Below are 12,739 nucleotides of genomic sequence, written 5' to 3'. Positions count from 1 at the left end.
AGCCGGTGACCCGACGCCAGCGCACCGAGGACCTGACCGCGTTAGCCGTACCGGAAGCGCCGGCCCTGTCGCCGGACGGGACGCGCACCGCGTACGTCCTGCGCACCGCCGACGCGGCGGCCGACGCCAACGTGCGCGCCATCTGGCTCACCGGTGCGGACGGCACCCGGCAGCTCACCAGGGGCACGGCCGACACCGCGCCCGCGTGGTCGCCGGACGGGCGGTCGCTCGCGTTCCTCCGCGCGCAGGACGGTCCCGCACAGGTGTGGGTGCTGCCCGTGGACGGCGGCGAACCCGAGCAGGTCACGGACCTGCCGCTGGGCGCCGGTGCCCCGCACTGGAGCCCGGACGGTGCCCGGATCGCGTTCTCCGCGCCGGTGGACACCGCGGCCGGGCAGGGGAACGCGCCGATCGTCACCGACCGGCTCGACTACCAGGCCGACGGCGCCGGGTTCCTCCGCACCATCCGCAAGCACCTGCACGTCCTCGACGTCGGCACCGGCGAGACCCGCCAGGTCACCGAAGGCGACTGGCACGCCGGCGAACCGGCCTGGTCGCCGGACTCGACCCGGCTCGCCTACGGCGCGGCCACCGCGCTCGACGCCGACCTGCGTCCCGCCGCACCGCTGTACGTCCTCGACGTCACCGACCCGCTCGCCACCCCGCGCCTCGCGGCCCTGCCCGACGGGATCGCCGCCTGCGTGACGTGGGCCGACGACGACACGTTCCTGGTGGTCGGCATGGTCGACGCACCGGTCGGCCACGCCCGGCTCCTCATGGTCCGCGGCGACGACCCCGGCAACCCGGTCGACCTGGCCGCGTCGCTGGACCGCAACGTCATGCCGGGCGGTCCCGCCTACCCCGGTGCGGTGCCGCGGCTGGGTGGCGCCGGCGTCCTGTTCTGCGTCCGCGACCGCGGCTGCACACACCTGTACACGGTGCCGCTCGACGGCGGCGAGCCCCGGCCCGTCGTCGCGGGCGCTGGCCGGGTCGTCGCCGGGCTCTCCGTCGCAGGGGACACCGCCGCGATCGTGCTGGGCACCCCCGTCTCCTACGGCGAGATCGTCACCGTCGACCTCGCCACCGGCACCGAGACCGTCCGCACCACCCACACCGACGCCGAGGTCGAGCTGTACGTCCGCGAGGAACGCGAGTTCCCGATCTCCGACGGCCGGGTCGTCCACGGCTGGCTCCTCCGCGACCCCGCGACGGCAGGGCCGGGCCCGCTGCTGCTCGACATCCACGGTGGCCCGCACAACGCGTGGCACGGCGGCGCCGACGACGTGCACGTCTACCACCAGGAGCTGGCCGCGCTCGGCTGGACCGTGCTGCTGCTCAACCCGAGGGCCAGCGACGGCTACGGCGAGGAGTTCTACACCGCGGCGATCGGCGCGTGGGGCGCCGCGGACGCCGGGGACTTCCTCGAACCGCTCGACCAGCTCGTCGCCGAGGGCATCGCCGACCCGAAGCGGCTCGCGGTCGCCGGGTACAGCTACGGCGGCTTCATGACCTGCTACCTGACCAGCCGCGACAACCGGTTCGCCGCCGCCGTCGCCGGTGGCGTGGTCGCGGACCTCACCAGCATGGCAGGCACCTCCGACGCCGGGCACCACCTCGCCGCGTACCAGCTCGGCGCGCTGCCGCACGCCGACCGCGCCCGGTACGCCGAGCTGTCGCCGATCGCGCGGGTCGAGGACGTCCGCACGCCGACGCTCGTGATCCACGGCGCGGCCGACGTGCGGTGCCCGGTCGGGCAGGCCGAGCAGTGGCACACGGCGCTGCGGGAACAGGGCGTGCCGACCCGGCTCGTGCTCTACCCCGACGGCGCGCACCTGTTCATCCTCGACGGCCCGCCCTCGCACCGGATGGACTTCAACCGGCGCATCGTCGAGTGGGTCGAGCAGTACGCCGCCGACGCGGCCGGGCCGCGCAGGCCGAGGATCGACGCCGCGCACTGGCAGCGCAGGCTGACCGCGCTCGCGGAGAAGCACCACGTGCCCGGTGTGGCGCTCGGCATCCTGTCGTCGCGGCCGGGCCGCGACGACGAACTCGTCGAAGCCGCGCACGGCGTGCTCAACGTCGACACCGGCGTCGAGACCACCGCCGACTCGGTGTTCCAGATCGGCTCGATCTCCAAGGTGTGGACCACGACCGTGGTCATGCAGCTCGTCGACGAGGGGCTCCTCGACCTCGACGCGCCGATCGTCGAGGTGCTGCCGGAGCTGCGGCTCGCCGAGCAGTCGGTGGCCGAGAAGGTCACCATGCGGCACCTGCTCACGCACACGAGCGGCATCGACGGCGACGTGTTCACCGACACCGGCCGCGGCGACGACACCATCGAGAAGTACGTCGCGCTGCTCTCCGAGGTCGCGCAGAACCACCCGCTCGGCGCCACCTGGTCGTACTGCAACTCCGGGTTCACCCTCGCCGGCCGGGTGATCGAGAAGCTGACCGGGAAGACGTGGGACACCGCCATGCGCGAGCGGCTGTTCACACCGCTGGGTCTCACCCACACCGGCACGCTCCCGGAGGAGGCGCTGCTGCACCGCGTCGCCGTCGGGCACACCGGTGACACCACGCCCGTGAAGGCACCGGCGTGGGCCCTGCCGAGGTCGGCGGGACCCGCCGGGTTGATCAACTCGACGGTCCGCGACGTGCTGGTGTTCGCGCGGCTGCACCTGACGGGCGGTGTCGCGCAGGACGGCACGCGGCTGCTGAGCGAGCAGAGCGCGGCCGCCATGGCGGCGCAGCAGGCCGAACTGCCGGACAAGCACACGCTCGGCGACTCGTGGGGCCTTGGCTGGATCCGGATGGGCTGGGACGGCAGACGCCTGATCGGCCACGACGGCAACACCATCGGCCAGTCCGCGTTCCTGCGCGTCCTCCCGGACGAGGGGCTCGCGGTCACGCTGCTCACCAACGGTGGCAACACCCGCGACTTCTACGGGGACCTGTACCGCGAGATCTTCGCCGAGCTGGCCGACGTCGTGATGCCCGAGCCGCTGGCACCACCCGCCGGACCGGTCACCGCCGACATCACCCCCCACCTCGGCCGGTACGAACGCGCGAGCGTGCTGATCGACGTGTTCACCGGGGACGACGGCCCGGTGATGCGGACGACCGCGACCGGGCCGCTGGCCGAACTGCTGCCCGAGAAGGAGCAGGAGTACGCGCTGGTCCCGGTAGAGGAGAACCTGTACGTGGTGCGGGAACCGTCGATGGCCACATGGATCCCGGTGACGTTCTACTCGCTGCCGACAGGGGAGCGGTACCTCCACTTCGGTGTGCGCGCGACCCCGAAGGTCGGCTGAGGTGCTCGCGGAACTCCTGGCGGACACCGAGGAGCTGGTGCGCTGCGAGTCGCCGTCGGCGGACGCGGAAGCGGTGGCCCGCAGCGCGGACGTGGTGGCGAGGATCGGCGCCCGGCGGCTCGGCGTCACGCCGGAACGGCTGGGCAGCCACCTGCGCTGGCGGCTCGGCGCCGGGCCGTCGCGGGTCCTGCTGCTCGGACACCACGACACGGTGTGGCCACTGGGTTCCCTCGCCACCCATCCGTACACGGTGGACGGTGGGATCATGCGTGGGCCGGGCTGCTTCGACATGAAAGCCGGGCTGGCGCTCGCTTTTCGCGTCGCTGCGGGCCGGTCGGGCGTGACCTTGCTGGTGACCGGGGACGAGGAGCTCGGCTCGCCAGGCTCGCGGGAGCTGATCGAGGAGGAGGCACGCGCGGCCGACGCCGTGCTCGTGCTGGAGGCCTCCGCTCCCGGCGGTGCGCTCAAGACCGAACGCAAGGGCGTGTCCCGTTACGACGTCGAGGTGACCGGCCGGGCCGCGCACGCCGGGCTCGAACCCGAACGTGGCCACAACGCGACAGTCGAGCTGGCGCACCAGGTGCTGGCCGTCGCGGCGCTCGCCGACCCGGCGCACGGCACGACCGTGACACCGACGCTGATGTCGGCCGGCACCGCGACGAACACCGTGCCCGCCAGCGGATCGGTGGCAGTGGACGTCCGCGTGCGCACCGCTGCCGAGCAGGAGCGGGTCGACGTCGCCATGCGTGCGCTGCGGCCGGTGGTCGCGGGCACCAGCGTCGACGTGCGTGGCGGCCCGAACCGGCCACCGCTCGCCGCGTCGGCTTCGGCGGCGTTGTTCGCCCGCGCGGCCCGGATCGCTGCCGAGCTCGGCCGGCCGGAACTGCGTGGCGTCGCGGTCGGCGGCGGCTCGGACGGCAACCTCACCGCCGGGGTGGGCACCTCGACGCTCGACGGCCTCGGCGCGGTCGGCGGCGGCGCCCACGCCGACGACGAGCACGTGCTGATCGGGGAACTGGTGCCACGGGCCGCGTTGCTGTCGGCGTTGCTGGACGAACTCCTGGCCGTGCCGACCAACCAGGCGGCTCCGGCTGGTTCGCGACGACCATGACGAACGCCGACGAGGCCACGAGCATGGACGCCGTGACCGATGTGACCACAGTGCCCCCGGCCGTCGAGGCCGCGCTGCGTGCCGCGGGGGCGGCCGGGGTGACCGTCCGCGAGCTGACGGCCATCGACGACTTCGCGGCCGTGTGCACGCTGTTCCAGGGCATCTGGCGAACCGACCCCGCGAGCCCGCTCGTCACCACCGAGCTGCTGCGGGCACTCACGAAGGCAGGCAACTACCTCGCGGGCGCGTTCGACGGACCGACGCTCGTCGGCGCGTGTGTCGGGTTCTTCGGCGCACCCGCCGACGGCATCATGCACAGCCACATCGCCGGTGTCTCCGCGGCGGCCGCGGGCCGCCACGTCGGCCACGCGCTCAAGCTGCACCAGCGGGCCTGGGCACTGCGGCGCGGGGTCACCGCGATCGAGTGGACGTTCGACCCGCTCGTCGCCCGCAACGCCTGGTTCAACCTCGGCAAGCTCGGCGCCACCGCCACCGAGTACCTGCCCGACTTCTACGGCGGCATGCACGACCTGGTGAACGGCGGCGACGACACCGACCGGCTGCTCGTCCGCTGGGACCTCGACCACCCGACCGAGTTCGCCGGCGCGCCCGGCCACGCGGTGGTCGCACTCGGCCGGACCGCCGCCGGTGCGCCGGAACCCGGCACGACGACGGGGGCGACGCTGCTCGTCGCCGTGCCGTCGGACATCGCGGCCGTGCGGGCCGCGGCGCCCGGCCGGGCAAGGGAATGGCGGGTCGCCGTGCGGGACGTGCTCGGCGGGCTGCTCGCCGACGGGGCGCGGGTCGCCGGGTTCGACCGCGCGGGCTGGTACGTGGTCACACGGGAGGACCGATGAAACTCCAGGGAGCCGAGCTGCGCCGGATCCGGATGCCGCTGGTCGCGCCGTTCCGCACGTCGTTCGGGGTCGAACACGAACGCGACGTGCTGCTGCTGCGGGTGGTCACCGACGACGCGGAGGGGTGGGGCGAGTGCGTCGCGCTGTCCGACCCCCGGTACTCCTCGGAGTACGTGGACGGGGCCGCCGACGTGCTGCGCCGGTACCTCATCCCCGCACTCGCGGCGGTGCCACACCTCGACGCGCCCGCCGTCGCACCCGCGCTCGCCCAGTTCCGCGGCCACCGGATGGCGAAGGCGGCGCTCGAGACGGCCGTGCTCGACGCCGAGTTGCGGGCGCAGGGCCGCCCGCTCGCCCGCGAGCTCGGCGCGGTCCGCGACCGGGTGCCGTGCGGGGTGTCGGTCGGGATCATGACCGACCTCGGCCGGCTGCTCGACGAGGTCGGCCGCTATCTCGACGCCGGCTACGTGCGGATCAAGCTCAAGATCCAGCCGGGGTGGGACGTCGAGCCGGTGCGAGCGGTGCGTGAGCGGTTCGGCGACGACGTGTTGCTCCAGGTCGACGCGAACACCGCCTACACCGTCGCCGACGCCCGCCACCTGGCCCGGCTCGACCCGTTCGGCCTGCTGCTGATCGAGCAGCCGCTCGACGAGGAGGACCTGCTCGGCCACGCGGCACTCGCGCGGCTGCTCACCACCCCGGTGTGCCTCGACGAGTCGATCACCTCGGCGAAGTCGGCTGCCGACGCGCTCACACTCGGTGCGTGCGCGGTGGTCAACATCAAACCCGGCCGCGTCGGCGGATACCTGGAGGCGCGGCGCGTCCACGACGTCTGCGTCGCGCACGGCGTGCCCGTGTGGTGCGGCGGGATGCTCGAGACCGGGCTCGGCCGTGCCGCCAACGTGGCGCTCGCGGCGCTGCCGGGATTCACACTGCCCGGCGACACGTCGGCGTCCGAGCGCTACTACCGCACCGACGTGACCGAGCCGTTCGTCCTCGACGACGGCCACCTGCCGGTGCCGACCGGGCCGGGGATCGGCGTGACCCCGCTGCCCGACCGGCTGGCCGAGGTCACCGCGTCGACCGAGTGGCTCCCACTGTCGGGGTGAACGATGCCACGGTCCTTTCCTGTGCGCGCCGACGAACATAGGCTCGACCCGGTGAACCTCCGGCCCCGCGCGAGCCTGCGCCGCGTGCTCGACGACCTCGGCGCGACGCTGCTCGAGGTCGTCCACGGCGACGTGGACCGGGTGGCCGAGCTCGGCGGCGTCGTCATCCACGACCCGCTCGAGGAGCCGGTGCTGCCGAGGAACGCGCTCGTGCTCGGCGTCGGCCTGCGGGACCGCGCCGAGATCGTCGCGCTTCTGGCCGCACTGGCCAGGCACGAGGCGGCCGCGCTGGTGCTGCGGGCACCCGTGCCGCCGGGCCTCTGGCCATCGGACGTGGCCGTGCTCGCGCTGACCCGAGGCGCGTCGTGGGCGCAGCTCGCCGCGCTGCTGCGGTCGCTGATGGGGGAGGGCGACGTCGGCGAGGTCGGCGGCGAGACGCTCGGCGGCATGCCATCCGGTGACCTGTTCGCCCTGGCCAACGCCATCGCGGCGCTGCTGGACGCGCCGGTGACCATCGAGGACCGCAGCTCGCGGGTGCTCGCGTTCTCCGGCAGACAGGACGAGGCCGACCCGTCGCGGGTCGAGACGGTCCTCGGCAGGCAGGTGCCGGAGCGGTACTCGCGGCTGCTGACCGAGCGCGGCGTGTTCCGCGAGCTGTACCGCAGCGACCGCCCGGTGTACATCGAACCGCTGCTCGAAGGGCTCGTGGACCTGCCGAGGGTCGCGGTCGCGGTGCGGGCGGGCGACGAGGTGCTCGGCTCGATCTGGGCCGCGGTGCGCGGCCCGCTGAGTGACGAGCGCACGCAGGCGCTGTGCGACGCGACCAAGCTGGTGGCGCTGCACATGCTGCGGATCAGGGCGGGCGCGGACGTGGCGCGGCGGCTGCGGACCGACCTCGTGAGCACCGCGCTGGAAGGCGGCGCCGGTGCGCGCGAGGCACTGGACCGGCTCGGCCTAGCCGAGCAGCCGGTCACGGTGCTGGCGCTCACCATCGTCGACCCGGGCGCCGACGCCGGTCTCGTCACCGAGCGCCAGCGGCTCTCCGACGCGCTCGCCATGCACCTGTCGGCGGTGCACCCCCGGTGCGCGGCGGCACTCGTCGGCGACGTGACGTACGGCCTCGTCCCCGGCCGCGACGTGGCCGCGGCGGTCCGCGTCGCGGGTGACTTCCTCGACCGGGTCGGCGACCGCAGCCACGCGGTGGTCGGCGTCGGCACGGTCGCGAACGACACCGTGGGCCTCGCGGAGTCCCGCGCGAGCGCCGACCGTGCGCTGCGCGTGTTGCGCGCGGGTGGCGGCAGGCGGGTCGCCCGGCTGGAGGACGTGCACACCGAGGCACTCGTCCTGGAGCTGCGGGACCTCGTCGCGACCAGGGGCGACCGGCCGAGCGGCCCGGTCGCCCGCCTGTTCGTCTACGACGATGAGCACGGCACCAACCTGGTCACCACGCTGCGTGCGTGGCTCGACGCCTTCGGTGACGTGATCGCAGCGGCGGCCGCGCTGTACGTGCACCCCAACACGTTCCGGTACCGGCTGCGCAGGCTGGCCGAGGTGAGCGGTCTCGACCTGACCGACCCGGAGGCCCGCTTCGCCGCGATGGTGCAGCTGCGCGTGGTCTCCCCGGCGCGGCCCGAGCTGACGTGACACCCCGCGGGGGCCTCGTCCCCGCTGATCACCCGGCGGTGGCATCCGGCAGCATGGCCGGGCACCCCTGCGGGTGGGCCGGGTCGTACTCGAAGTGCCAGTACTCGTTCTCGTACCGGCGGCACCAGCCGTGCACGCCGCCGTTCGCCGCCACCCACTCGGCGGCCGCCCACGGCTGCACGTCCACCGCGAACCCCTTGACGTGGTTGGACCTCTCCGGCGGCAGGACGTAGTTCGCGGCCAGTTCCGGGGTGCCGAACCTGCGCACGGCCTCGTCGAACTCCGCCCGCTGCTGTCCGGCGCTGCGCTTGCCGTCGTTGAGGCACAGCGGGACACCGCTCTCCTGCGCCGCCGACCGCAGCGCGCGCCACGCGGCCAGCACGTCGTCGCGCAGCCCGGCAGGCTCCTCGTCGACGTACCGCTCGTCGACCGGGCACACCGGGCCGGTGTCCGGTCCCGGCACGTCCTCGATCACCGGCGTGCCGCGCCCGGCGACCACGTCGCGGGCGAGCGGAACCGCGCCGACCACCGCGGCGGCGGCCGCGAGCACCACCAGCACGAGCGCTCCGACCCGCCACGTCACGAGAGGATCCCGAGCCCGGCGCTCGCCCCCGCCGACAGGAGCGCGAGCAGCGCCCAACCGGTCAGCACTCCCGCGCCGAACCCCTTGGCAGGCAGGCCACCGCGCGCCACGAGCCAGCCGCCGCCGACCGCCGCGACGTCCAGGACGACCGGTGCCACGACGAGCACGGCGGGCCCGGGGACCACCACGAGCATCGCCATGCCGAGTACGACGAGGGCGGCCATACCGAGCGGCACCGACACGGCGCACGCGACGACGACCTCGAATCTGGTCGGTGCCCCGCGCGGGAGCGTGTTCCGCACAGTCTGGTGTCCTTCCCCTCGGAGATCCGAAGAGGAAGACGCCTGTGCGGGGTGCCGGGTTGTCAGGTGGTGCGCAACTGTGCGATGCGGGCGTCGAGGTTGCGGAAGTGCTCCACCATCGCGTGCTCGGCCCGCGCCACGTCGCGCTTGCGGAGCGCGGTGACGATGGCCCGGTGGCGGCGCGCGGTCAGCACGGGGTTCGGGTCGGTCACCCCGAGCCGGTGGTTGACGCGGTGGAACACGTCCCAGAACGCCCGCAGCAACTGGGTGACGAGCGCGTTGTCGAGCGACCGGTAGAGGATCTCGTGGAACTCGCGGTCCTCCTCGGCGAACGTGTCGCCCGCCTTCGCGCGCTCGCTCATCCTCCTGGTGACCTCGTCGAGCGCGGCGAGGTCGGCCTCCGGCACGGTCGCGGCCACCCGGCGGATCAGCGCACCCTCGAGTGCCTCGCGCACCTCGAGGATCTCCTCCATCGACCGCAGGTCACGGCCGATGTCGTGCAGGGCGCGGAAGGTCAGTCCGTCGGCGAGCGGGTCGAGCGACAGCTTGCCGACGTAGGTGCCGTAGCCGTGCCGGATCTCGACGATGTCGAGTGCCTGCAACGCCTTCAGCGCTTCGCGGATCGAGTTGCGGCTGACGCCGAGCGCCTCGACCAGCTCGGTCTCGGTCGGCAGCGGGTCGCCGGACCGCAGGCCACGGGACAGGATCAACCCGGTGATCTCGTCTCGGATCGCCCTGCTCATCCTCGTGGCCAGCTTGGCCGGTGTGTGCTGCTGCTCCGTCACGGGGACCTCCAACGTGCCACCTTAGAGCAGGCCGGCGTCGGCGAGATGGCTCCGCACCGCCGCGCGTTCCGTGTCGTTCAACGGGATCATCGGCTCGCTGGTGGTGCCACCGGTGATCACACCGCGCGCGACGAGGCCTTCCTTGAACGCGCCGATGGCCGACGAGTACCGGCCCATGCCGCGGGCGTCGCCGACGTAAATGATCTCGAACAGCCTGCGCAGCCGCGACTGTTCGGTCTTCGCCGCCGCCCAGTCGCCGCGCATGGCCGCCTCGTACAGGCGCAGGTAGCCGTGCGGGTCGACGTTGCCGATGCCCGGCACGAGGCCGTGCGCGCCGATGAACAGCCCGAGGTCGGCGAGCGTCTCCGAACCGGAGAAGCACACCAGGTGCTCGGTGCGCTCCAGCACGGCACGCAGCCCGTCGAGGTCGCCGCTCGAGTCCTTCAGCGCCGCGAACGTGCCGTCCTCCGCCAGTTCCAGTACCACGTCGGTCGGCAGTTTGTGCCCGACCGACACCGGGATGTCGTAGGCCACCAGCGGCAGGTCGACCGCGGCGCGGATGGCGCGGAAGTGGCCGGGGAACTCGACCGGGTGGGTCGGCGCGTAGAACGGCGCGGTCGCGACGAGCGCGTCGGCACCGGCGGCCTTCGACGCCTTCGCGTGCTCGATGACGCGCGGGGTGGTCGTGTCGATGATCCCGGCGAGCACTGGCACCTGTCCGGCGGCGACACCCGCGACCACCTCCAGTGCCCGGTACCTGGTCTCGTCCGGGAGGTAGGCGACCTCGCCGGTCGACCCGGTGACGAACAACCCGTGCATGCCCGCCTCGATGAGGAACGCGGCAAGGCGTTCCAGTGAGGGCACGTCGAGTTCGCGTTCCGGCGTCAGTGGGGTGCACACGGGTGGCACCACGCCGTGGAGCTGAGTCAAAGCGTCTCCCTTGCGGACCGGAGTCGGCTCGGCATACGGTCCGATCGACATCCTACGTCCTATGTCCTATGTCTTGTGAAATCAGAGAGGATCGTCGTGGATTCAGTCGTGCGGCACCGCCTCGGGCGCTTCGGGTTCGGTGCCGACTACAACCCCGAACAGTGGCCGGAGTCCGTGTGGGACGAGGACATGGCGCTGATGAAGGCGGCAGGCGTCACCATGGTCTCCGTCGGGATCTTCGGCTGGGCGGTCACGGAGACCGCGCCCGGCGAGTACGACTTCCCGTGGCTGGACAAGGTGATGGACCTGTTGTCCGCCAACGGCATTCGCGCCTGCCTCGCCACCATGACCGCGTCCCCGCCGCCGTGGCTCGCCCATCGGCACCCCGAGACGCTGCCCCGCCGCGCGGACGGCACCGTGCTGTGGCCGGGTGCCCGGCAGCACTACTGCCCGTCCAACCCGGTCTACCGCGAGCACGCCGGGCGCCTGGTCGAGGCGCTCGCCACCCGGTACGCCCGGCACCCGGCGCTCGCGATGTGGCACGTCGGCAACGAGTACGGCTGCCACGTGCCGGAGTGCTTCTGCGACGTCTCCGCCTCGGCGTTCCGCGACTGGCTCGGGGAGCGGTACCCGACCGTGGACGCGCTCAACGACGCGTGGTCCACGACCTTCTGGTCGCAGCGCTACACCGACTTCGCGCAGGTGTGGCCGCCGCGCACCGCGCCGACGTTCCTCAATCCCGCACAGGTGCTGGACTTCAAGCGGTTCTCCTCGCACGCACTGCTCGAGTGCTACCTGATGGAGAAGGAGATCCTGCGCCGCCACACCCCGGACGTGCCGGTGACGACCAACTTCGTCGGCGCCTGGCACCGCATCGACGTCACGGACTGGGCGCCGCACCTCGACATCGTGTCCTACGACTCCTACCCCGACCCGCACGACCGCGACACGGTCGTGCAGGCGGCGTTCACCTACGACCAGATGCGGGCGCTGCACGGCCGGCCGTGGCTGCTGCTGGAGCAGGCGCCGAGCGCGGTGAACTGGCGGGAACGCAACGCGCCCAAGGCGCCCGGTGAGATGCGGCTGTGGAGCTATCAGGCGATCGCCCGTGGCGCGGACGCCGTCATGTACTTCCAGTGGCGGCAGTCCCGGGGCGGCGCGGAGCGCTTCCACTCGGCGATCGTGCCGCACGCGGGCCCGGCGAGCCGGGTGTTCCGCGAGACCGCCGAGCTGGGTGCGGAGCTGGCCCGCCTGACGCCGCTGCTCGGGTCCGGTACGGCCGCCGACGTCGCGTTGGTGACCGACTGGTCCAGTGGCTGGGCGTTGCAGGGCAAGGCGCTGCCAGCGTCGGACCTGCGGCTGGCGGAGGTCGACCTCGCGCACTACCGTCCACTGTGGAACGCCGGGGTGGCGGTGGACGTGGTGGCGCCGACCGCCGACCTTTCGCGCTACAAGCTCGTGGTGGTGCCGAACCTGTACGCGGTCGAGACCGAGGTCGCTGCCGGTCTCGCCGAGTACGTGCGCGGCGGCGGGCACCTCGTCATGTCGTTCTTCTCCGGCATCGTGGACGGCGTCGAGCGGGTGCACCTCGGCGGCTACCCCGGCCCGTTCCGCGAGCTGCTCGGGCTGACCGTGGACGAGTTCTGGCCGCTGCCCGCCGGTGGCTCGGTCGCGCTCGGGTCGGGCGGCACCGGCACGCTGTGGTCGGAGTGGATCACCGCCCACGGCGCGGAGGTGCTCGACACGTTCACCGGCGAGCTGGCCGGGCTGCCGGCGATCACCCGCAACGCCTTCGGCGACGGCATCGCCACCTACCTCGCGACCCGGCCGGACACCGCGACCCTCGCCTCGGTCGTGGCCCGTGCGCTGTCCGACGCCGGGGTGGCGCCGGTGCTGCCCGGCGCACCGGCCGGGGTCGAGGCGGTCCGCCGCGGCGAGTGGCTGTTCCTGTTGAACCACAACGAGACCGAGGTGACCGTGCCGGTCCCCGCCGGTGCCGCCGACGCCCTGACCGGCGAGCCGCTCACGGAGTCGGAGCGGCTCGCCGGCCGGGGAGTGCTGGTCGCGCACACCCCCGCCTAGCGATGCCGTGGACGGCGCTTCCGGG

General features: G+C 73.3%; 10 protein-coding genes. 6 read left to right on the top strand and 4 right to left on the bottom strand.

Features of this window, described 5'->3' with window-relative positions; all coding sequences use genetic code 11:
* Nucleotides 1-5 precede the first annotated feature (5 nt).
* The 5 genes from ACFPCV_RS02270 to ACFPCV_RS02250 are packed head-to-tail and all read left to right on the top strand — an operon-like array spanning nt 6 to nt 8,032.
* Nucleotides 6-3,311, top strand: a complete 3,306-nt coding sequence (locus ACFPCV_RS02270) for a serine hydrolase (protein ID WP_378053917.1) — start codon at nt 6-8, stop codon at nt 3,309-3,311.
* Between the two features lies 1 nt (nt 3,312).
* Nucleotides 3,313-4,422 (top strand): M20 family metallopeptidase, encoded by a 1,110-nt coding sequence (locus ACFPCV_RS02265; RefSeq protein WP_378053915.1) that lies wholly within the window; start codon nt 3,313-3,315, stop codon nt 4,420-4,422.
* Nucleotides 4,423-4,445: 23 nt separating this feature from the next.
* Nucleotides 4,446-5,279, top strand: a complete 834-nt coding sequence (locus ACFPCV_RS02260) for a GNAT family N-acetyltransferase (protein WP_378055006.1) — start codon at nt 4,446-4,448, stop codon at nt 5,277-5,279.
* On the top strand, nt 5,276-6,388 hold the full coding sequence (gene menC / locus ACFPCV_RS02255) for an o-succinylbenzoate synthase (RefSeq protein ID WP_378053913.1): 1,113 nt from the start codon (nt 5,276-5,278) through the stop codon (nt 6,386-6,388). The genes ACFPCV_RS02260 and menC overlap by 4 nt, the downstream gene beginning before the upstream one ends.
* Before the next feature lie 3 nt (nt 6,389-6,391).
* Nucleotides 6,392-8,032 carry a PucR family transcriptional regulator gene (locus tag ACFPCV_RS02250; RefSeq protein ID WP_378053911.1) on the top strand — a complete coding sequence of 547 codons (1,641 nt, stop codon included), beginning with the start codon at nt 6,392-6,394 and terminating at the stop codon, nt 8,030-8,032.
* Nucleotides 8,033-8,060: 28 nt separating this feature from the next.
* On the opposite strand, the gene ACFPCV_RS02245 is transcribed toward ACFPCV_RS02250, so the two are convergent.
* From ACFPCV_RS02245 to ACFPCV_RS02230, 4 genes are all read right to left on the bottom strand, one after another.
* A complete protein-coding gene (locus ACFPCV_RS02245) occupies nt 8,061-8,615 on the bottom strand; it encodes a D-alanyl-D-alanine carboxypeptidase family protein (RefSeq protein ID WP_378053910.1) in 555 nt (184 codons plus the stop codon).
* Entirely contained in the window at nt 8,612-8,917 is a 306-nt protein-coding gene (locus tag ACFPCV_RS02240; RefSeq protein ID WP_378053908.1) for a hypothetical protein, read from the bottom strand. Before ACFPCV_RS02240 ends, ACFPCV_RS02245 begins: the two co-directional genes overlap by 4 nt.
* Nucleotides 8,918-8,979: 62 nt before the next feature.
* Nucleotides 8,980-9,702 carry a FadR/GntR family transcriptional regulator gene (locus ACFPCV_RS02235; RefSeq protein ID WP_378053906.1) on the bottom strand — a complete coding sequence of 241 codons (723 nt, stop codon included), beginning with the start codon at nt 9,700-9,702 and terminating at the stop codon, nt 8,980-8,982.
* A 21-nt stretch (nt 9,703-9,723) separates the two neighbouring features.
* On the bottom strand, nt 9,724-10,632 hold the full coding sequence (locus tag ACFPCV_RS02230; RefSeq protein ID WP_378053904.1) for a dihydrodipicolinate synthase family protein: 909 nt from the start codon (nt 10,630-10,632) through the stop codon (nt 9,724-9,726).
* Between the two features lie 96 nt (nt 10,633-10,728).
* On the opposite strand from ACFPCV_RS02230, the gene ACFPCV_RS02225 reads away from it, so the two are divergent.
* Nucleotides 10,729-12,714 (top strand): beta-galactosidase, encoded by a 1,986-nt coding sequence (locus ACFPCV_RS02225; RefSeq protein WP_378053902.1) that lies wholly within the window; start codon nt 10,729-10,731, stop codon nt 12,712-12,714.
* Nucleotides 12,715-12,739: the final 25 nt, after the last annotated feature.

The sequence above is a fragment of the Actinophytocola glycyrrhizae genome, from assembly GCF_042653545.1.
Lineage (GTDB): Bacteria > Actinomycetota > Actinomycetes > Mycobacteriales > Pseudonocardiaceae > Actinophytocola > Actinophytocola glycyrrhizae.
Note: the sequence above shows the minus strand (reverse complement) of the source record. Positions and strands in the feature narration are given on the sequence as shown.

Coding starts and splice junctions, on each gene's coding strand:
- ACFPCV_RS02260 (WP_378055006.1), top strand. CDS start 4,446: ATGGACGCCGTGACCGATGTGACCACAGTGCCCCCGGCCGTCGAGGCC.
- menC (WP_378053913.1), top strand. CDS start 5,276: ATGAAACTCCAGGGAGCCGAGCTGCGCCGGATCCGGATGCCGCTGGTC.
- ACFPCV_RS02250 (WP_378053911.1), top strand. CDS start 6,392: ATGCCACGGTCCTTTCCTGTGCGCGCCGACGAACATAGGCTCGACCCG.